16 protein-coding genes and 2 pseudogenes are annotated in these 18,987 nt (G+C 68.6%); 8 read left to right on the top strand and 10 right to left on the bottom strand.

Annotated features, from left to right (window positions below; genetic code table 11):
- Window positions 1–510 precede the first annotated feature (510 nt).
- Window positions 511–1,152 carry a hypothetical protein gene (locus KRX52_RS06660; protein WP_217680760.1) on the top strand — a complete coding sequence of 214 codons (642 nt, stop codon included), beginning with the start codon at window positions 511–513 and terminating at the stop codon, window positions 1,150–1,152.
- Between the two features lie 98 nt (window positions 1,153–1,250).
- Here KRX52_RS06660 and trpA read toward each other — a convergent pair whose 3' ends face one another.
- Window positions 1,251–2,060, bottom strand: a complete 810-nt coding sequence (gene trpA, locus KRX52_RS06655) for a tryptophan synthase subunit alpha (RefSeq protein WP_217680752.1) — start codon at window positions 2,058–2,060, stop codon at window positions 1,251–1,253.
- Window positions 2,057–3,286, bottom strand: a complete 1,230-nt coding sequence (trpB, locus tag KRX52_RS06650) for a tryptophan synthase subunit beta (protein WP_217680744.1) — start codon at window positions 3,284–3,286, stop codon at window positions 2,057–2,059. The genes trpA and trpB overlap by 4 nt, the downstream gene beginning before the upstream one ends.
- 135 nt (window positions 3,287–3,421) lie before the next feature.
- On the opposite strand from trpB, the gene KRX52_RS06645 reads away from it, so the two are divergent.
- Complete coding sequence (locus tag KRX52_RS06645; protein ID WP_217680742.1) at window positions 3,422–4,312, top strand: LysR family transcriptional regulator; 891 nt, start codon at window positions 3,422–3,424, stop codon at window positions 4,310–4,312.
- A gap of 119 nt (window positions 4,313–4,431) precedes the next feature.
- Here KRX52_RS06645 and KRX52_RS06640 read toward each other — a convergent pair whose 3' ends face one another.
- A complete protein-coding gene (locus tag KRX52_RS06640; protein WP_217680740.1) occupies window positions 4,432–4,845 on the bottom strand; it encodes a PA0061/PA0062 family lipoprotein in 414 nt (137 codons plus the stop codon).
- 86 nt (window positions 4,846–4,931) lie between these two features.
- On the opposite strand from KRX52_RS06640, the pseudogene KRX52_RS06635 reads away from it, so the two are divergent.
- The 3 genes and pseudogenes from KRX52_RS06635 to KRX52_RS21130 form a co-directional block, all read left to right on the top strand.
- A pseudogene (locus KRX52_RS06635) lies at window positions 4,932–5,969 on the top strand (aminopeptidase).
- Between the two features lie 64 nt (window positions 5,970–6,033).
- Entirely contained in the window at window positions 6,034–6,249 is a 216-nt protein-coding gene (locus KRX52_RS06630; RefSeq protein ID WP_217680739.1) for a dodecin, read from the top strand.
- 161 nt (window positions 6,250–6,410) lie between these two features.
- Window positions 6,411–6,551, top strand: a pseudogene (locus tag KRX52_RS21130) (ABC transporter substrate-binding protein); the annotation flags it as partial.
- 49 nt (window positions 6,552–6,600) lie between these two features.
- Here KRX52_RS21130 and KRX52_RS06625 read toward each other — a convergent pair.
- Both KRX52_RS06625 and KRX52_RS06620 read right to left on the bottom strand, forming a co-directional pair.
- Window positions 6,601–7,284, bottom strand: a complete 684-nt coding sequence (locus KRX52_RS06625) for a GNAT family N-acetyltransferase (protein WP_217680737.1) — start codon at window positions 7,282–7,284, stop codon at window positions 6,601–6,603.
- Window positions 7,285–7,297: 13 nt separating this feature from the next.
- Window positions 7,298–7,750, bottom strand: a complete 453-nt coding sequence (locus tag KRX52_RS06620) for a GNAT family N-acetyltransferase (protein ID WP_217680735.1) — start codon at window positions 7,748–7,750, stop codon at window positions 7,298–7,300.
- 243 nt (window positions 7,751–7,993) lie between these two features.
- On the opposite strand from KRX52_RS06620, the gene pdxR reads away from it, so the two are divergent.
- Window positions 7,994–9,463 carry a MocR-like pyridoxine biosynthesis transcription factor PdxR gene (pdxR, locus tag KRX52_RS06615; RefSeq protein ID WP_217680733.1) on the top strand — a complete coding sequence of 490 codons (1,470 nt, stop codon included), beginning with the start codon at window positions 7,994–7,996 and terminating at the stop codon, window positions 9,461–9,463.
- Between the two features lie 209 nt (window positions 9,464–9,672).
- Here pdxR and aspA read toward each other — a convergent pair whose 3' ends face one another.
- On the bottom strand, window positions 9,673–11,097 hold the full coding sequence (gene aspA / locus KRX52_RS06610) for an aspartate ammonia-lyase (protein ID WP_217680731.1): 1,425 nt from the start codon (window positions 11,095–11,097) through the stop codon (window positions 9,673–9,675).
- A 206-nt stretch (window positions 11,098–11,303) separates the two neighbouring features.
- Here aspA and KRX52_RS06605 point away from each other — a divergent pair, with 206 nt between their 5' ends.
- Window positions 11,304–12,254, top strand: coding sequence for a LysR substrate-binding domain-containing protein (locus tag KRX52_RS06605; protein WP_217680729.1), 951 nt, complete (start codon window positions 11,304–11,306; stop codon window positions 12,252–12,254).
- Window positions 12,255–12,427: 173 nt separating this feature from the next.
- Complete coding sequence (locus KRX52_RS06600; RefSeq protein ID WP_217680727.1) at window positions 12,428–13,453, top strand: phospholipase D-like domain-containing protein; 1,026 nt, start codon at window positions 12,428–12,430, stop codon at window positions 13,451–13,453.
- Between the two features lie 203 nt (window positions 13,454–13,656).
- Here the strand turns inward: KRX52_RS06600 and hutH are convergent, their stop codons facing one another.
- From hutH to hutI, 4 genes are read right to left on the bottom strand one after another with little or no spacing between them, the layout of a single operon-like run.
- Window positions 13,657–15,192 (bottom strand): histidine ammonia-lyase, encoded by a 1,536-nt coding sequence (gene hutH, locus KRX52_RS06595; protein WP_217680725.1) that lies wholly within the window; start codon window positions 15,190–15,192, stop codon window positions 13,657–13,659.
- Window position 15,193: 1 nt separating this feature from the next.
- Window positions 15,194–16,876, bottom strand: a complete 1,683-nt coding sequence (gene hutU, locus KRX52_RS06590) for a urocanate hydratase (RefSeq protein ID WP_217680723.1) — start codon at window positions 16,874–16,876, stop codon at window positions 15,194–15,196.
- A gap of 18 nt (window positions 16,877–16,894) precedes the next feature.
- The gene (gene hutG, locus KRX52_RS06585) at window positions 16,895–17,839 is read right to left on the bottom strand and encodes a formimidoylglutamase (protein ID WP_217680721.1); all 945 of its coding nucleotides are present in this window, start codon (window positions 17,837–17,839) and stop codon (window positions 16,895–16,897) included.
- A complete protein-coding gene (hutI, locus tag KRX52_RS06580) occupies window positions 17,829–18,968 on the bottom strand; it encodes an imidazolonepropionase (protein ID WP_437439690.1) in 1,140 nt (379 codons plus the stop codon). The genes hutG and hutI overlap by 11 nt, the downstream gene beginning before the upstream one ends.
- Window positions 18,969–18,987 lie beyond the last annotated feature (19 nt).

Genomic DNA, 18,987 nt, shown 5'->3' with positions numbered 1-18,987 from the left:
CAGGGGAAGCCCCCGGCAAATGCTCTTCGGGGGCAGGAAACTGAGTCCAGGGGGATGAAGTAGCCCGATTTTGGCCTGCCGAGCAGGTCTGTCGCGAATGGGGAGGGCTATTTCAGACCTTCCTTAGCTCCACCACGATTGCACAGTGACATGCAGTGATGACAAGCCGGTCGAGCCGGCATGTGTGAAGCCTGCAGTTGCCTCGGGCCCTCTGCACTGCAAGGCCGATAGGGCGGTCAGGCGCACATGAGCGGATCTTCATCATGGCTCGGGACATCCGATGGCCCCATCAGAAGCCGGATATACGGGAGCAGTCGTACCACGCTTGTCGAAACAGCATTTCGCTGGCAAACCGGGGGGAGTCCATTATAGGACAACTCGCGCAGCGATTGTCCGCCTCTGCCGAGGCGGATTGGTCGACAAGGCTGCGCCGTTGCCCACGTTATTTGCTGGTGATACCTTCCTCCGCTGACATGGAAATATTGACAAGGACCAGCTGGAGAAGCACGGATGCCAAGATTAGCCTTAATTTTTTGTTTTTTGATTTCCTCTTGTATTGCATACCTTTACAAAGGTGCCTCGGACGCTCGCTGGGCCCTTGATCTGGTTGGCGGGGAATCCGTTGTTGAATCGCAAAAAGACATCCTGCGAGACGACGAAAACTTCATGCGTGCAATAAAGATAAATCCGTCAAAAGCTGACTTTCACGCCATAGAAAAAACGCCCCTGTGCACCGACATATCGATGGACTGCGCAGACAAGGCGATGTCCAAGACGAATTTCATTACTATATTTACCGGAAACGGAAAGCCGTCGGCTGATCTACTTAACGCATATCTCAAGGAAGCTGGTTATGCTGACCTTGGCTGCCACGCAAAGCACGAGATATCTAGAGTTATCACTGAAACCTCATACCTGCTTGCGCGGGAAGGCAACAAGGAAAAGGCCGCCCAGCTGATTGATAAAATCAAAGCAAATGGAGGGCTTGATTTTTCCATCAATAATTATTTGTGCGGGATCTATTTTTCAGAAAGACCGTATCTTGCTCGTGCATACATGTACCACTTGTCAATCTTGCTGGGTATTGCGCAAGGAAAATACTCATCGGAGTGGCTTTACTTGTACTACAAGACAGGATTTTTCGAGAGTTGACATCCCATACGTATCTTGGGAATCACCCATAAAAAAGCCGCTGTCTCCTCCCGGAAGCAGCGGCTTTCTCTCACCTCAAAGGTCAGCGGCGTAAGCGCTTACTTCCGCGCCCCCCGTACCCCCTCCGCCAACTCCCGACACAACCCCAGCACCCCACTCACCGCCTCGGCCGGCGAAGCCGCCTTGGCGATCTTGTCGATCAACGCCGACCCCACCACCGCACCATCGGCGCGCTTGGCCACTTCGGCGGCGTGTTCGGGGGTGCGGATGCCGAAGCCGATGCACAGCGGCAGGTCGGTGTGGCGGCGCAGGCGGGCTACCGCTGCTTCCACCTGGTCCATGCTCGCCGCGCCGGCGCCGGTGACGCCGGCCACCGAGACGTAGTAGACGAAGCCGGAGCTGCCGTTGAGCACGGTCGGCAGGCGGGCGTCGTCGGTGGTCGGGGTGGTCAGGCGGATGAAGTCGATGCCGGCGGCCTGGGCCGGGTCGCACAGTTCGTCGTTGTGCTCCGGCGGCAGGTCGACCACGATCAGGCCGTCGACGCCGGCCTCCTTGGCGTCGGCGACGAAGCGCGCCACGCCGTAGCAGAAAATCGGGTTGTAGTAGCCCATCAGCACCAGCGGGGTGTCCTGGTTGCCGGCGCGGAACTCGCGGACCATCTGCAGGGTTTTCTGCATGTTCTGGCCGTTGCCGAGGGCGCGGATGTTGGCCAGCTGGATCGCCGGGCCGTCGGCCATCGGGTCGGTGAACGGCATGCCCAGCTCGATCACGTCGGCGCCGGCTTCCGGCAGGCCCTTGAGGATTTCCAGCGAGGTGGCGTAGTCCGGGTCGCCGGCGGTGACGAAGGTGACCAGGGCGGCGCGGTTCTCTTGCTTCAGTGCGGCGAAGCGGCTCTGCAGGCGGCTCATGCGCGGGTCTCCTCGGCGGCTTGTTCATCCAGGTTCAGGTAGTGCATTACGGTCTGCATGTCCTTGTCGCCGCGGCCGGACAGGTTGACCACCATCAGGTGGTCCTTGGGCAGGCTCGGCGCACGCTTGAAGGCTTCGGCCAGCGCGTGGGACGACTCCAGGGCGGGGATGATGCCCTCCAGGCGGCAGCACTTCTGGAAGGCCTGCATGGCTTCGTCGTCGGTGATCGGTACGTATTCGACACGGCCGACCTGGTGCAACCAGGCGTGCTCGGGACCGACGCCGGGGTAGTCGAGGCCGGCGGAGATCGAGTGGGCGTCGGTGATCTGGCCGTCGGCGTCCTGCAGCAGGTAGGTGCGGTTGCCGTGCAGCACGCCGGGGGCGCCGCCGGCCATGCTGGCGGCGTGCTTGCCGGTGTCGACGCCATGACCGGCGGCTTCGACGCCGACGATCTTCACGCTCGGCTCGTCGAGGAACTCATGGAACAGGCCGATGGCGTTGGAGCCGCCGCCGATGCAGGCGACCAGCGAGTCGGGCAGGCGTCCTTCGTGTTCCTGCATCTGCGCGCGGGTTTCGCGGCCGATCACCGCCTGGAAGTCGCGGACCATGGCCGGGTAGGGGTGCGGGCCGGCGGCGGTGCCGATCAGGTAGAAGGTGTTGTCGACGTTGGTCACCCAGTCGCGCAGCGCCTCGTTCATGGCGTCCTTGAGGGTGCCGGTGCCGGCGGTGACCGGGATGACCTTGGCGCCGAGCAGCTTCATGCGGAAGACGTTGGCCTGCTGGCGGTCGATGTCGGTGGTGCCCATGTACACCACGCACTCGAGGCCGAAGCGCGCGGCGACGGTGGCGCTGGCCACGCCGTGCATGCCGGCGCCGGTCTCGGCGATGATGCGCTTCTTGCCCATGCGCCGGGCCAGCAGGATCTGGCCGATGCAGTTGTTGATCTTGTGCGCGCCGGTGTGGTTCAGCTCCTCGCGCTTGAGGTAGATCTTCGCGCCGCCGCAGTGCTCGGTCAGGCGCTCGGCGTAGTACAGCGGGCTCGGGCGGCCGATGTAGTCGCGCTGGAAGTAGGCCAGTTCTTCGAGGAAGGCCGGGTCCTTCTTGGCCTTCTCGTACTCGGCGGCCAGATCGTTGATCAGCGGCATCAGGGTTTCGGCGACGAACTGGCCGCCGAAGGGGCCGAACAGGCCGCGCGGGTCGGGGCCGTGGGAATAGGTCTGGGTCATGCGGTGCTCCAGTAGGGGGCGAGGGCAGGCGCTGGAAGCGGCTGCGGGCAAGCTTTGCCGATGGCGACAAATTAGCCAATCCCGCTGCCGGGGAAAAGCGATAAGATCGCCATGACCTGTCAGGAAAACTCACCGATGAGCCAGCCCCGCGACCTCCCTCCGCTGAATGCCCTGCGCGCCTTCGAGGCCACCGCGCGCCTGGGTAGCGTCAGCCGCGCCGCCGCTGAGCTGCACGTCACCCACGGGGCGGTGAGCCGCCAGCTGCGCGCGCTGGAGGAAAGCCTCGGCGTGGTCCTGCTGCGCAAGGACGGACGCGGCCTGAAACTCACCGATGCCGGTCAGCGCCTGAGCGCCGTGGCCGCCACGGTTTTCGACGACCTGCGCGGCGTGTGCGCCGAGCTGCGCGAGGGCCGCGAGCAGGCGCCGTTCGTCCTCGGCTGTCCGGGCAGCCTGCTGGCGCGCTGGTTCATCCCGCGTCTCGACCGCCTGCAGCGCGACCTGCCGCAGCTGCGCCTGCAGCTCTCGGCCAGCGAGGGCGAGCTGGACCCGCGCCGCGCCGGGCTGGACGCCACCCTGTGGTTCGCTGCGCCGCCGTGGCCGGCGGACATGCAGGTGTTCGAACTGGCCGTGGAGCGCATCGGCCCGGTACTGTCGTCACGGCACGCACGCTACGCCGCGCTGCGCGAGGCGCCGGCGGGCGCGCTGCTCGGCGAGCCGCTGCTGCACACGGTGTCGCGGCCGCAGGCCTGGCCGCAGTGGGCACGGGGGCAGCAGCTCGACCCGGCCGGGCTGGTGCTCGGCCAGGGCTTCGAGCATCTCTACTACCTGCTGGAGGCGGCGGTGGCCGGCCTCGGCGTGGCCATCGCCCCGCAACTGCTGGTCGCCGACGATCTGGCCGCCGGCCGGCTGGCGGCGCCCTGGGGCTTCGTCGAAACCCCGGCGCGTCTGGCGCTGTGGGTGCCGGCGCGCGGCGCCGACCCGCGGGCGGTCGAGCTGGCCGAGTGGCTTCGCAACGAGCTGGCGTAGGGTGCGCCGCGCGCACCATCGGCATACCGGTATTCGTGGTGCGCATGGCGCACCCTACGGACTGGCGGCGGCGGGGCGTTATGCGCGGTGTACATGGCGCATCCAACGGCGGCAGTCGCTTACTGGGTGATGCAGTGCCACTCCTGGCCGTCGGCCATGCGCTTGCCGGTAGCGTCGCTGAGCCAGGATTCGGTCTGGAACAGCCAGTGATGCGCTTCGAGGCGGTAGCGCTGGCCGGCGACGAAGCCGGCGTAGTCCAGGCGCAGGTAGCAGAGCATCTGCACCGGATCGAGGGTCATGATCGGACCGACCTGCACCTCGAAGCGATAGGTCGCCAGCAGGCGATGGGCGCCGGGGCTGACCTGGAAGTAGCGACCGTCGTCGAGGCGCTTGCCGTCGAGCTTCTCGGCCATCAGCAGCTCGCCGGGCTCGGTGCGAAACTCGATCCACGCCTGCTGCGGATCGGGTTGCGGCAGTGGGCCGGCGCAGGCACCGAGCAACGCCAGTACGGCCAGCAGGGGGACAGCGCGCATGACGGCTCCACGGTGGGGACTGAATGTTCAGCATAGCGTCGCCGGGTGGCTGGCGGCAGGCGTGGCGATCGGCTAGCGTGGCCGGCATGTCGATCCTGCGCCTGCTTCCGCTCCTCATCGTGCTCACCGGCTGTTCCAGCCTCGGCTACTACGCCCAGCTGGGCGAGGGCCAGTGGCAGCTGCTGCAGGCACGTCAGCCGGTAGCCGAGCTGCTCGCCGATCCGCAGCAGCCGGCAGCGCTGCGCCAGCGCCTGCAGCTGGCCCAGGAGGCGCGCGCCTTTGCCAGCGCCCGGCTGGGCCTGCCGGACAATCGCAGCTACCGCCTGTACGCCAACCTCAAGCGGCCCTACGTGGTGTGGAACCTGTTCGCCACCGCCGAGTTCTCGCTACAGCCGCTGACCCACTGCTTCCCCATCGCCGGCTGCGTGGCCTACCGCGGCTATTTCGACGAGCAGCGCGCCCGCGGCGCCGCCGCGCTGCTGCGTGTGCAGGGCCTGGACACCGAGGTGGCCGGGGTCGAGGCCTATTCCACCCTCGGCTGGTTCGACGACCCGCTGCTCAACAGCATGCTGGCCTGGAGCGATGCGCGGGTGGCGGCGCTGATCTTCCACGAGCTGGCCCACCAGCGCCTGTACCTGCCCGGCGACACCGCCTTCAACGAATCCTTCGCCCGCTTCGTCGAGGAAGAAGGCCTGCGCCAGTGGCGCCAGGCGCGCCATCTGCCACCACCGCCGGCGCACCTGCAGCGTCAGCGCGAGTAGTTCGTCGAGCTGGTGCTGGCCAGCCGCGGACGGCTGGAGCAACTCTACGCCCAGCCGCTGGCAGCGGACGCGATGCGCGCCGCCAAGCAGGCCGAGTTCCAGCGCCTGCGTGGCGACTACCAGGCCCTGCGCGATGGTCCTTGGCACGGCGACGGGCGCTTCGACGGCTGGTTCGCCCGGCCGCTGAACAACGCCCGCCTGCTGCCGTTCGGCCTCTACGAGCAATGGGTGCCGGCCTTCGCCGCGCTGTTCGCCGAGGCCGGCGGCGACTGGCCACGCTTCTACGCGCGGGTCGGCGAGCTGGCCCGCGTGGCGGAGGAGGAGCGCCGTCAGGCGCTGGCCGCGCTGCAGCCGCGCGACTGATTTGCCGGCTGGGCGCACCTTGACTAGCGTTCAGGAGACCCCCTGCGCACCAAGGAGCGCCGTCATGTCGGATAACCACGTCTACAAGAAGATCGAGCTGGTCGGCTCCTCGCGCACCAGCATCGAGGACGCGATCAACAACGCCCTGGCCGAAGCGGCGAAGACCGTGCACAACATGGACTGGTTCGAGGTGGTGGAAACCCGCGGCCACATCGCCAACGGCAAGGTCGCTCACTGGCAGGTGACGGTGAAGATCGGCTTCCGCATCGTCGGCAGTTGAGGCGCAGCCACCTCCCGTCCGTAGGGGCGAATTCATTCGCCAAAATAACCGGCCAGGGCGAACAGAGGCTGGCAGCCATTCATGCGCTGGCGCCAGGCTCAGCGCTCGAGCAGGAGCAGCAGCGCCGGTGGGCAGCGCGCCGAGCACCTGATGGGCAGCGGCCGAGCCCCGGTGGACGGGAGCTAGCCCTGCTGGTCGCCGGAGTACCGGCTGAACGGCTCTATCCGCTGGACCTCGACCGCACCGTCCACAAGCTCGACGGTATCAGGCGGGACATCGTCTGGTGGAGTGGCGGCGAGGAGATCGCCGCGCGCTGGAACCGCTGGCAGGCGCAGTGAGCCCGCCGGCCGATCAGCCGGTCGCCCGGCACTCCTCCAGGCGCCGCCGCTGGCGGCCTTCGCCATCGAAGTTGTCCGCCGCCAGCCAGCGCTCGAAGGCCGCCCGGCAGGCCGGCCACTCGTGGTCGAGCAGGGCGAACCAGGCGGTGTCGCGGTTGCGCCCCTTGACAACCAGGTGCTGGCGGAACAGCCCCTCGGCGACGAAGCCCAGGCGCTCGGCGGCGCGCCGCGAGCGCGCGTTGTTGGCGTTGCACTTCCACTCCAGGCGCCGGTAGCCCAATTCGAACACCAGCCGCGCCAGCAGATAGATCGCCTCGGTGGCCCCTGGCGTGCGCTGCATGGGCGGGGCGAACAGCACGTGGCCGATCTCGATGCAGCCGTGGGCGGGGGTGATGCGCATCAGGGCGAGCTGGCCGACGATGCGGCCGCTGGCGTGCTCGCGCACGGCGAAGAACAGCGGGTCGCGGCCGGCGGCCAGATCCGCCAGCCAGGCGTCGAACTCGCCGCGCGCGGCGAACGGCCCGTAGGGCAGGTACTGCCACTGCTGCGGGTCGGCGGGCGGGGCCTGCAGCGCCGCCCACAGCTCGGCGGCGTGGCGCGTCGCATCGAGCGGTTCGAGGCTGACGAAGCGCCCGGTCAGCGGTTCGTGCGGCGGCAGCGGACAGGGCTGCCAGGCGGCGAGGTCGGTGGTGGTCACAGGTGCATCTCCTTCACAGCAGCTGGCGGTACTGGATGAAGCCGGAGCGCTCGGCCAGGCGGTCGTAGAGCTGGCGGCCCGCGTAGTTGGTTTCCTGGGTCAACCAGTGCACGCGACTGGCGCCGGCGGCAACGGCCTGGGCGTTGACATGCTCGATCAGCGCGCGGCCGATGCCGCCGCCGCGCTGGTCCTCGGCGACGAACAGATCCTGCAGGTAGCAGTAGTCGCCCACCGTCCAGCAGGAGCGATGGAAGATCCAGTGCACCAGGCCCACGGCCGCGCCATCGCGCCAGGCCAGGGCGGCATGCATGGGCTCGGCCGGGTCGAGGAAGCGCTGCCAGGTGACGGCGCTGGTCGCGGCGGGGATTTCCGCGTTGTAGAAGCGCTGGTAGGCCTGCCAGAGCGGCAGCCAGGCGGTGTGGTCGGCGGCGCCGAGCGGGCGGATTGCGATCGGTGTGCGGGGCATGCGGGTTCCTTTCCGTGGCTGAATCAGTTGGTTTCGCTGCAGTCGATTGGGGTCATGCGCGCGGCCAGCTCACGGTCGCGCGGGTCGCTCAAGGCGGCCAGTCCCTCGTGCATCCCACGCTCTCGTCCTGGCGGAAGGCGGTGGGCAGGTACATGGCGGTTCTCCGGGGGCGGTGCGCTCATCCTGAACGGGATATTGGTCTGCGGTAAGATCCATTTCCTGCCACTTTGATGGAGCCAATCCATGCCGCTGCCGCCCCTGCCGGTCGACCTCTCCGGCATCCGGCTCGACCCCGGCCGCGGGCTCGCCCGCCAGCTGTACCAGGTCCTGCGCGAGCGTATCCTCGACGGCCGCCTGGCCGGCGGCGCGCGCCTGCCGGCCAGCCGCGAGCTGGCCGCCCTGCTCGGCGTGTCGCGCAACACCGTGACGCGCGCCTTCGACCAGCTGTACGCCGAGGGCTACGTGGCCGGGCGGATCGGCGCCGGCACCTACGTCAGCGGACTCGTCGGCGCCACGCGCCCGGCCGCCGCGCCCGCCGGCGCAGCGGCGGCGACCCCGGCACTGCAGCACCTGGCGGCGCATCACCTACCCGCACCGCCGGCCGGCGCGCCGCGCGCCTTCCGGGTCGGCGTGCCGGCCTTCGACCTGTTCCCCTTCGAGACCTGGGCGCGGCTCTCGGCGCGCTTCTGGCGCAAGCCCTCGCCGGCGCGGCTGGGCTACGGCGACCCGGCCGGCGAGCCGGCGCTGCGCGAGCTGGTCGCCGCCTACCTGCGCAGCAGCCGCGGCCTGCACTGCGATCCGGCGCAGATCGTGATCACCTGCGGCGCCCAGCAGGGCATCAGCCTGTGCGCGCAGCTGCTGGTCGGTCCGGGCGAGCGGGTGGCCATCGAAGACCCCGGCTACCGCGCCGCCGGCGCGGCCTTCGCCATGGCGGGAGCGCGCCTGCAGGGCATCGCCGTGGATGCCGAGGGGCTGGATGTCGCGGCCCTCGAGCGCGCGGCGGATTGCCGGCTGGTCTACGTCACCCCGGCGCACCAGTACCCCACCGGGGTGACCCTGTCGCTGGCGCGGCGCCTGCAGCTGCTGGACTGGGCCGAGCGCCACGACAGCTGGATCGTCGAGGACGACTACGACGGCGAGTACCGCTACAGCGGCGCGCCACTGGCGCCGCTGGCCGCGCTGGACCGCCGGGGGCGGGTGATCCATGTCGGCACCTTCTGCAAGATCGCCTTCCCCGCCCTGCGCCTCGGCTACCTGGTGCTGCCGCCGGCGCTGGCGCAGCCGTTCGCCCGCCGCCGCGCCCTGGACATGCGCCATTCGGAGCTCGGCTCCCAGGCGGTGATGGCCGAGTTCATCGCTGCCGGACACTTCCAGCGGCACATCCGCCGCATGCGCGCGGCCGCCCGCCGCCGCCGCGACGCCCTGCTGGCCGGCTGGCCGCAGCGGATCCCCGGCTGCGCGCCGCTGCCGGCGGTGGACGCCGGCCTGCACCTGTGCGTGCGGGTCGACGGTCTGGCACGCGAGCGTGCGCTGCTCGCCGCCGCGCAGCACGTCGGGGTGGAGCTGAACGGCCTGAGCCGCTACTGGCTGCCCGACGGCACCACGCCGGCGGACGCGCGCGCCGGCCTGGTGCTGGGCTTCGCCGCCGTGCCCGAAGACGAGATCGCCCGCGCCCTGCTGGCGCTGCGCCAGGCCTGGAGCGTCGGTGGGTAGGCGGGAAGGGCGGGACCGGCGCGCAAACGGTTCTCCGCGCCGGCATGAAGAAAAAAGGGACGAGCCGTGATCGTCCCAAGGGCCGAGGGGGGGGACCCGGTCCCTCGGCCGGTGAGCAGCGCGCGCCGCGCCGGATGGCGCCGCGCGGCGGAAGCGGAGCAGGTGCCGGCGAGCGCCTTGTCGAAAAGGCGCCTGCCGCACTGGCGGGATCAGCCGCGCAGCGGCACCAAGCGCGGGGCGATCATGTTTTCCGGGCGTAGGATGTCGGCCAGCAGATCCTCGTCGAGCAGACCCTCCTCGCGCACCAGTTCCAGCACGCCGCGGCCGCTGTCCAGCGCCAGCTTGGCGATGCGCGTGGCGTTCTCGTAGCCGATGTAGGGGTTGAGCGCAGTGACCAGGCCGATGGAATGCTCGACCAGCTCGCGGCAGCGCTCGACGTTGGCGGTGATGCCCACCACGCAGTGCTCGCGCAGCATGTCCATGGCGCGCTGCAGCAGGCGGATCGAGTCGAGCGTCTTGTAGGCGATCAGCGGCTCCATGACGTTGAGCTGCAGCTGCCCGGCCTCGGCAGCCATGGTCACCGCCAGGTCGTTGCCGATCACGGTGAAGGCTACCTGGTTGACCGCCTCGGGGATCACCGGGTTGACCTTGCCCGGCATGATCGAGCTGCCCGGCTGGCGCGCCGGCAGGTTGATCTCGTTGATCCCGGTGCGCGGGCCGCTGGACAGCAGGCGCAGGTCGTTGCAGATCTTCGACAACTTGACCGCGGTGCGCTTGAGCATGCCGGAGAGCAGCACGAAGGCGCCCATGTCGTAGGTGGCCTCGATCAGGTCGGCCGCCGGCACCAGCGGCTGTCCGCTGATCGCCGCCAGGCGGGTCACCGCCAGCTGCTGGTAGCGCGGGTCGGCGTTGATCCCGGTGCCGATGGCGGTGCCGCCGAGGTTGACCTCGGTGAGCAGCTCCGGCACCAGGCGCTTCAGGCGATCCAGGTCCTCGCCGAGGGTGGTGGCGAAGGCGCGAAACTCCTGGCCGAGGGTCATCGGCACCGCATCCTGCAGCTGGGTGCGGCCCATCTTCAGCACCTCACCGAACTCCTCGCCCTTGGCGGCGAAGGCCTGGATCAGGCTGTCGAGGCTGGCCAGCAGGGCGTCGTGGCCGAGCAGCAGGCCAAGGCGGATGGCGCTCGGGTAGGCGTCGTTGGTCGACTGCGCCATGTTCACGTCGTTGTTCGGGTGCAGGTACTGGTACTCGCCCTTGGCGTGGCCCATGGCCTCCAGCGCCAGGTTGGCGATCACCTCGTTGGCATTCATGTTGGTCGATGTGCCGGCGCCGCCCTGGATCATGTCGACCACGAACTGCTCGTGGAACTCGCCGCGGATCAATAGCGCACAGGCCTGGCTGATCGCAGCATGCTTGTGCTCCGGCAGGTGGCCCAGCTCGCGGTTGGCGTCGGCGGCGGCCTGCTTGACCATCGCCAGGGCGACCACCAGCTTCGGGTAGTGCGCCAGCGGCACGCCGGACAGCCGGAAGTTGTGCACCGCGCGCAGGGTCTGGATGCCGTAGTAGGCGTCAGCGGGGACCTCGAGGGTGCCGAGCAGGTCTTTTTCGGTACGGAAGGATGCAGCAGCGGACATGATGCGATCAATCTCTGGGTCAATGCGGGCAGCGCCGCGACAGGCTTAGATTAAGGGCTGCAGGGGTTTTGCGACCAATGCCGTTGCTTGCTGGCCCATGCACAATCGGCATAATGCGGCATGACCTGTCGATGCCGGCCGACGCGCCGGCGCGGCAGCCCTTCCCGACGACCAGCGGCCCGCCACCTGCGGGCCGGGAGCGCGGCATGAACCTGGAAACCAAGTGGCTGGAGGACTTCGTCGCCCTGGCCGCCACCCGCAGCTTCTCGCGTGCGGCCGAGCAGCGCTTCGTCACCCAGCCGGCGTTCAGCCGGCGGATCAAGGCGCTGGAGGAGGCGCTGGGCCTCACCCTGGTCAACCGCGCGCGCACCCCGGTGGAACTGACCGAGGCCGGCCAGCTGTTCCTGATCACCGCGCGCAATCTGGTCGAGCAGCTCGGCGAAGTGGTGCGCCGCCTGCATGCCGAGGAGGGCCAGCAGGGCGAGGTGCTGCGCTTCGCCGCCGCCCACTCGCTGGCGCTGAGCTTCTTTCCCGAATGGATCGCCGGCCTGCGCCGCACCGGCCTGCCGATCAGCAGCCGGCTCTTGGCGACCAACGTCGGCGAGGCGGTGCACGCCCTGCGCGAAGGCACCTGCGACCTGATCCTCGCCTACTACGATCCGGACGCCGCGCTGCAACTGGCGCCGGAGCTGTTCCCCTCGCTACCGCTGGGGCGCAGCGAGATGCTGCCGGTGTGCGCAGTGGGCGAGGACGGCCGACCGCTGTACGACCTCGACGGCGGGCAGACCGTGCCGCTGCTGGCCTACAGCGCCGGCACCTTCCTAGGCCGGCCGGTCAGCCTACTGCTGCGTCGGCGCGGCCTGCGCTCGAGCACGGTGTACGAGACGGCGATGGCGGACAGCCTCAAGGGCATGGCCCTGCAGGGCCTCGGCGTGGCCTGGGTGCCGCGCCTGTCAGTAAGCGCGGAGCTGGCGCGCGGCGAGCTGGCAGTGTGCGGCGACGAGCGCTGGCAGGTGCCGCTGGAGATCCGCCTGTACCGCTGCGCGCTGCTGCACAAGCCGGCGGTGCGAAGGTTGTGGAAGGCGCTGGAGGAGGGCAAAGCGGGGGCGGCCGGGCAGGCTTCCGATGCTGGGAATGGTGGCGATTCGGGTGGATGATGAGGCGCCGCGAAGAAAGATGCCTAGCAATGCGTAAAGCGCTCACTTCGTTCGCTGGGGCCGCGTTCCGCGGCAATAGGCGACCACGTACGGTAGAAAACGTGGCCTGTCCCCTTCTGGTATCAACTTAGACATTAGCAACTTTATCTCCACTAGCAGAAGCCATTAATAAAATGCACAAAATTATCACCAACGACAAAATCCAAGAAACACTAGCATCAATAGACCCAACACGCATAGTCGTCGCATATATCGGAAGGGATTGGTCGAGCTACATTGAAAAATCAACACCACGAGAGATAATCATCTCCCCAACAATTGGCAGCAACCCATTTGCAATTAAAGAAATAGCAAACACCTTTGGCTGGGGAAATGTCCATTTCCTAGACAATCTACATGCAAAATTCTATATAGGAGAAAAATGCGCATTTCTAGGCAGTCCAAATCTATCAAGAAATGGCATTAGCACCACAGGACTATATGAGATAGGGGTATTTATCTCTGACGAAGATTCACTGCTCGATCTAAACAAAGAGTTCAAAAAAATAAAATCTCAAGCCATTGCCGATTATCCGACCCAAGAAGCGAAAGAGGAGAAGCTACAACAACTTTTAGAAAATCATAACAGAGTGTTTTCAGAGGTGCCTGAACCAACTACAGACCAAGCCTGTACATTCCTTGATTACAATCCGATTTCCCACCTTGACTTCGGAGTGGTGTGGTACAGACATTGTGAAGTGAAGAAAAACTTTGAAGAGATAGAAACTCAAGATCCAACACTATCAAAAGATACCTTTGATAGTGTTGTTGGCAATTGGACAACTTGCCTTGAAACTGACAGCGTAAAAAATAATTCATGGATTTTGCTTTGGCGGTCTAAAAAAGATGGCACTCCCGACAAACGAGAAAAGTCACTTATGTGGCTATATGCTCACCAAACAATATCACACAGCATCGAAGACAATCCATATTCAAAAATAATAATACAACGCAACGACAAAAAAACTCCAGCAGAGCCATTCAGAATAGATGATGCTTTTACAACAGCCTTCCAAAAGGCTATTTCTGAAAATGAATTCCTTGTTTTCAGAGAAAAACCAGAAAAAGAATGGTCAATAAATGAATGTCAAGACATGATGCCGCAACTACTAGAAGAAATACGAATCCGCATGATAGATTTAACTCCCCGTGCCACCTGACACCACAAAAAGCCCCGGCCTTCGATCTAATGTCAGTCAGTTAAGACATTGGCCCGGCAGGATGAAACGAGATAAACAGGCTCTTGGAAATCCATGAGTCTGTTTTGTATGTAACTTCAGCAAGCACTCCAGCAGACCGCCGAGCTCAATCCCTCTTCGTTCAAGCCCCCGATAGCCGGCGACGCAATCAGGACACGGTCAGGTCAGTCCAGGGACGGCAACAACCCCGCCGGCAGCAGCCCGGTCAGGCAGCGCTCCTGCAACAGCGCCTCGGCGGCTTCGATGTCGGGGGCGAAGAAGCGGTCGTGGTCGTAGAACAGCACCCGCTCGCGCAGCAGGCGGCGCGCGCGCTCCAGCGGCGGCGAGCTGTGCAGGCCGCGGCGGAAATCCAGGCCCTGGCAGGCGGCCAGCCATTCGACGGCGAGGATGCCGCGCACGTTGGCGGCCATTTCCCACAGGCGCATGCCGGCGTTGGGCGCCATCGACACGTGGTCTTCCTGGTTGGCTGAGGTCGGCAGGCTGTCGACGCTGTGCGGGTGGGCGAGGGCCTTGTTGGCGCTGGCCAGCGCCGCGGCGCTGACCTGGGCGATCATGAAGCCGGAATTCACCCCGCCGCTATCGACCAGGAACGGCGGCAGCTGCGACAGGTTGTGGTCGATCAGCAGGGCGATGCGCCGCTCGGCCAGCGCGCCGATCTCGGCGATGGCCAGCGCCAAGTTGTCGGCGGCCATGGCCACCGGCTCGGCGTGGAAGTTGCCGCCGGAGAGCACCGCGTCGTCGTCGGCGAATACCAGCGGGTTGTCCGACACCGCGTTGGCCTCCACCGCCAGCACCTCGGCGGCCTGGCGCAGCTGGGTCAGGCAGGCGCCCATCACCTGCGGCTGGCAGCGCAGCGAGTAGGGGTCCTGCACCTTGCCGCAGTCGACGTGGGACGCGGCGATCCCGCTGCCGGCGCCGAGCAGATGGCGGTAGGCGGCGGCCATGTCGATCTGCCCGCGCTGGCCGCGCACTTCGTGGATGCGCGCATCGAAGGGCACCCGCGAGCCCAGCGCGGCCTCGACGCTGAGGCTGCCGCACACGGTGGCGGCGGCCAGCAGGTCCTCGGCCTCGAACAGCCCGCGCAGGGCGTAGGCGCTGGACACCTGGGTGCCGTTGAGCAGGGCCAGGCCCTCCTTGGCGACCAGGGTCAGCGGTTCGAGGCCGGCCACCGCCAGCGCATCGCGCGCCGGCAGCCAGCGGCCGCGATGGCGCGCCTGGCCCTCGCCGAGCAGCACCAAAGAGAGGTGCGCCAGCGGCGCCAAGTCGCCGCAAGCGCCCACCGAGCCCTTGCCCGGAATCAGCGGGCAGACCCCGGCGTTGTACAGGGCGATCAGCGCCTCCAGCACCACCCGGCGCACTCCGGAGTAGCCGCGCGCCAGGCTGTTGATCTTAAGCAGCAGGATCAGCCGCACCAGGGCGTCGTCCAGCGGCGCGCCGAGGCCGGCGGCGTGGGACAGCAGCAGGTGGCGCTGCAGGGTCTCGAGGTCGACGCGGGCGATGCGGGTCTGCGCCAGCAGGCCGAAGCCGGTGTTGACCCCGTAGGCGGTGCGCCCTTCGTCGACGATGCGCTGCACGCAGGCGACGCTGGCGTCGATAGCCGCCCAGGCGCCGGGGTCGAGGGTCAGGTGCAGCGGCTGCTGCCAGGCGCGGCGCAGATCCGCCAGGCTCAGCCGGCCGGGAATCAGGTGCAGCGCGTTCATCTCAGTCCTCCTTGAGCATCGGCAGGTCGAGGCCCTGCTCGCGGGCGCAGGCGATGGCCTCCGGATAGCCGGCGTCGGCGTGGCGCATCACCCCGCTGGCCGGGTCGTTGTGCAGCACCCGGCCGAGGCGCGCGTGGGCTTGCGGCGTGCCGTCGGCGACGATGACCATGCCAGCGTGCTGCGAGTAGCCCATGCCGACCCCGCCGCCGTGGTGCAGCGACACCCAGGTGGCGCCGCTGGCGGTGTTGAGCAGGGCGTTGAGCAGCGGCCAGTCGGACACCGCGTCGGAGCCGTCGCGCATCGCCTCGGTCTCGCGGTTGGGGCTGGCCACCGAGCCGGAATCCAGGTGGTCGCGGCCGATGACGATGGGCGCCCGCAGCTCGCCGCTGGCGACCATGGCGTTGAACGCCTGGCCGAGGCGCGCGCGGTCGCCCAGGCCGACCCAGCAGATGCGCGCCGGCAGGCCCTGGAAGCGGATGCGCGCGCGGGCCAGATCCAGCCAGCGGTGCAGGTGGGTGTCGTGCGGCAGCAGCGCCTTCACCTTGGCGTCGGTCTTGTAGATGTCCTCGGGGTCGCCGGACAGCGCCACCCAGCGGAACGGGCCGATGCCGCGGCAGAACAGCGGTCGAATATAGGCGGGGACGAAGCCGGGGAAGGCGAAGGCGTCGTCGACGCCCTCGTCCAGGGCCATCTGGCGGATGTTGTTGCCGTAGTCGAAGGTCGGCACGCCGCGGGCGTGCAGTTCGAGCATGGCGCGCACCTGCACGGCCATCGACGCCTTGGCGGCGCGGACCACGACCTCCGGCTCGCGCTGGCCGCGTTCGACGTACTCGTCCCAGCTCCAGCCGGCCGGCAGGTAGCCGTGCAGCGGGTCGTGGGCACTGGTCTGGTCGGTGAGCAGGTCCGGGCGCACGCCGCGGCGCACTAGCTCGGGGAGCACCTCGGCGGCGTTGCCGCACAGGCCGACCGACACCGCCTGGCCGGCGGCGGTGTAGCGGGCGATGCGCGCCAGGGCGTCGTCGAGGTCGCTGGCCTGCTCGTCGAGGTAGCCGGTGCGCAGGCGGAAGTCGATGCGCGACTGCCGGCACTCGACCAGCAGTGCGCAGGCACCGGCCATGGTCGCCGCCAGCGGCTGCGCGCCGCCCATGCCGCCGAGGCCGGCGCTGAGCAGCCAGCGCCCGCGCAGGTCGCCGCCGTGGTGCTGGCGGCCGGCCTCGGCGAAGGTCTCGTAGGTGCCCTGGACGATGCCCTGGCTGCCGATGTAGATCCAGCTGCCGGCGGTCATCTGCCCGTACATCATCAGGCCCTGGCGATCCAGCGCGTTGAACTGCTCCCAGGTCGCCCAGTGCGGCACCAGGTTGGAGTTGGCCAGCAGCACGCGCGGGGCGTCGCGGTGGGTGGCGAACACGCCGACCGGCTTGCCGGACTGGATCAGCAGGGTCTGCTCGTCGCCGAGGCGGCGCAGCACCTCGACGATCTTGTCGAAGCAGGCCCAGTTGCGCGCGGCGCGGCCGATGCCGCCGTACACCACCAGATCCTCGGGGCGCTCGGCCACCGCCGGGTCGAGGTTGTTCATCAGCAGGCGCAGCGCCGCCTCGGTCAGCCAGCTCTGGCAGCTCAGCGCGCTGCCGGTGGGCGCGCTGATGTGCCGGCTGGGGTCGTGGCGCGGATCGACGCTGGACATGGCAGCCTCCGGGGCGGTTCAGCCGTCGAGGCTGAGCAGATGCACCAGCCGCGCGGCGACGCGGGCGCTGCGCTGGTCGATGTCGTGGGCGGGGTTGAGTTCGGCCAGCTCGGCCAGGCGCAGCTTGCCGCTGTCGCGCAGGCGCTCGAGCAGCGGCTCGAGCAGGGCCAGCGCCACGCCGCGGGCGGCCGGCGCGCTGACTCCGGGCACTTCCCAGGCCGGCAGGCCGTCGAGGTCGATGGACAGCTGGATGGCGTCGCAGCCGGCGACGAAGGCGTCCAGCTCGGCACCGAGGGCGGCCAGGCTGCTTTCGCGGATCTCGCGGTCCTCGCGCACCAGCACGCCCAGCTCCGCCGCCCTGCGGAACAGCGCGCGGGTGTTGCTGGCGCGGCTGACCCCCAGACAGGCGTAGCGCAGCGGCCAGCCGCGCGCGTCGCACTGGGCGGCGATCTGCGCGAAGGGCGTGCCGGAGGTGGCGCCGCCGGCCGGGTCGCGCAGGTCGAAGTGGGCGTCGAAGTTGACGATGCCCAGCCGCGGCGGCTGGCGGGCGTCGTGCAGGTGGGCGGCGAGGCCCAGCCAGCTGCCGTAGGCCAGCTCGTGGCCGCCGCCGAGGACGATCGGCCGGTGGCCGGCGGCCAGCAGTTCGGCGACCCGCGCGCCGAGCTGGCGCTGCGCCGCGTCGAGGTCGCCGTCGGCGCAGGCCACGTCGCCGGCGTCGTAGGCCGGGCCGCGGCGGTGCCAGGCGAGGCTGGCCAGCGCGCGGCGGATCGCCTGCGGCCCGGCGGCGGCACCGACGCGGCCGTGGTTGCGGCGCACGCCCTCGTCGCAGGCGAAGCCGAGCAGGGCCACGCCGGGCGGGCTGCTGGCAGCCAGCGGCTGGATGCACTGGTGCCAGCGCAGGGCGTCTGCTTCGGGATCGACGCGGCCGCGCCACGCCGCCATGTCCGGCCGCTCAGCGTGCATAGGTGATGGCTCCGCCGAACACCCGCTGGCGCAGGCGCCCGGCCTGGACGGCGTAGGCCAGCTCGGCCGGGCGCGCCACGTCCCACAGGCACAGGTCGGCGCGCTGGCCCGCGGCGATGCGGCCGAAGTCGTCGTGACCGAGGGCGCGGGCGGCGTGGACGGTCATCCCGGCCAGCGCTTCGTCCGGGCTGAGATGGAACAGGGTGCAGGCCAGGTGCAGCAGCAGGGTGGGCAGGTACAGCGGCGAGGTGCCGGGGTTGGCGTCGCTGGCCAGCGCCATCGGCACGCCGTGGCGGCGCAGCAGCTCGATGGGCGGCCGGCGCACGGCGCCGAGGTCGAGGAAGGCCCCGGGCAGCAGCACGGCCACGCTGCCGGCGGCGGCCATGGCCTGCACGCCGGCTTCGTCGAGGTATTCGAGGTGGTCGGCCGACAGCGCGCCATGCCGGGCGGCCAGCGCCGCGGCGCCCTGGTTGCTGAGCTGCTCGGCGTGCACGCGCACCGGCAAACCGTGGCGCCGCGCGGCGGCGAACACCCGCGCGCACTGCTCGGGGGCGAAGGCGATGGCCTCGCAGAACATGTCCACCGCATCGGCCAGGCCCTCGGCGGCGGCGGCCGGGATCATCTCCTCGCAGACTAGGGCGATGTAGGCGTCGCTGTTGCCCGCGTACTCCGGCGGCAGGGCGTGGGCGCCGAGCAGGCTGGTGACCACCCGCACCGGCAGCTCCTCGCCCAGGCGGCGGGCGACGCACAGCAGCTTGAGTTCGTCGGCGACGGTCAGGCCATAGCCGGACTTGATCTCCAGGGTGGTCACGCCGTCGGCGAGCAGGGCCTGCAGGCGCGGGCGGGCGGCGGCCAGCAGCTGCTCCTCGCTGGCGGCGCGGGTGGCGCGCACGGTGGCGAGGATGCCGCCGCCGGCGCGGGCGAGCTCGGCGTAGCTGACCCCCTGCAGGCGCTGGGCGAACTCGTCGGCGCGGTCGCCGGCGAACAGCAGGTGGGTGTGGCAGTCGACCAGCCCGGGGGTCAGCACCCCGCCGCGGCCGGCCTCCCGCGCGCCGGCCACCGCGGCCTCGTCCAGCCCGGCCATCGGCCGCAGCCAGGCAATGCGGCCGTCCTCGACCAGCACGGCCATCGGCTCGGCCAGTTCGCAC

This window comes from Geopseudomonas aromaticivorans (assembly GCF_019097855.1).
Taxonomy (GTDB): Bacteria; Pseudomonadota; Gammaproteobacteria; order Pseudomonadales; family Pseudomonadaceae; genus Geopseudomonas; species Geopseudomonas aromaticivorans.
Note: the sequence above shows the minus strand (reverse complement) of the source record. Positions and strands in the feature narration are given on the sequence as shown.

Bases quoted from the DNA above. Each gene is read 5' to 3' on its own strand.
- KRX52_RS06660 (WP_217680760.1), top strand. From the start codon at position 511: ATGCCAAGATTAGCCTTAATTTTTTGTTTTTTGATTTCCTCTTGTATT.
- trpA (WP_217680752.1), bottom strand. From the start codon at position 2,060: ATGAGCCGCCTGCAGAGCCGCTTCGCCGCACTGAAGCAAGAGAACCGC.
- trpB (WP_217680744.1), bottom strand. From the start codon at position 3,286: ATGACCCAGACCTATTCCCACGGCCCCGACCCGCGCGGCCTGTTCGGC.
- KRX52_RS06645 (WP_217680742.1), top strand. From the start codon at position 3,422: ATGAGCCAGCCCCGCGACCTCCCTCCGCTGAATGCCCTGCGCGCCTTC.
- KRX52_RS06640 (WP_217680740.1), bottom strand. From the start codon at position 4,845: ATGCGCGCTGTCCCCCTGCTGGCCGTACTGGCGTTGCTCGGTGCCTGC.
- KRX52_RS06630 (WP_217680739.1), top strand. From the start codon at position 6,034: ATGTCGGATAACCACGTCTACAAGAAGATCGAGCTGGTCGGCTCCTCG.
- KRX52_RS06620 (WP_217680735.1), bottom strand. From the start codon at position 7,750: ATGCCCCGCACACCGATCGCAATCCGCCCGCTCGGCGCCGCCGACCAC.
- pdxR (WP_217680733.1), top strand. From the start codon at position 7,994: ATGCCGCTGCCGCCCCTGCCGGTCGACCTCTCCGGCATCCGGCTCGAC.
- aspA (WP_217680731.1), bottom strand. From the start codon at position 11,097: ATGTCCGCTGCTGCATCCTTCCGTACCGAAAAAGACCTGCTCGGCACC.
- KRX52_RS06605 (WP_217680729.1), top strand. From the start codon at position 11,304: ATGAACCTGGAAACCAAGTGGCTGGAGGACTTCGTCGCCCTGGCCGCC.
- KRX52_RS06600 (WP_217680727.1), top strand. From the start codon at position 12,428: ATGCACAAAATTATCACCAACGACAAAATCCAAGAAACACTAGCATCA.
- hutH (WP_217680725.1), bottom strand. From the start codon at position 15,192: ATGAACGCGCTGCACCTGATTCCCGGCCGGCTGAGCCTGGCGGATCTG.
- hutU (WP_217680723.1), bottom strand. From the start codon at position 16,876: ATGTCCAGCGTCGATCCGCGCCACGACCCCAGCCGGCACATCAGCGCG.
- hutG (WP_217680721.1), bottom strand. From the start codon at position 17,839: ATGCACGCTGAGCGGCCGGACATGGCGGCGTGGCGCGGCCGCGTCGAT.
- hutI (WP_437439690.1), bottom strand. From the start codon at position 18,968: ATGGCCGTGCTGGTCGAGGACGGCCGCATTGCCTGGCTGCGGCCGATG.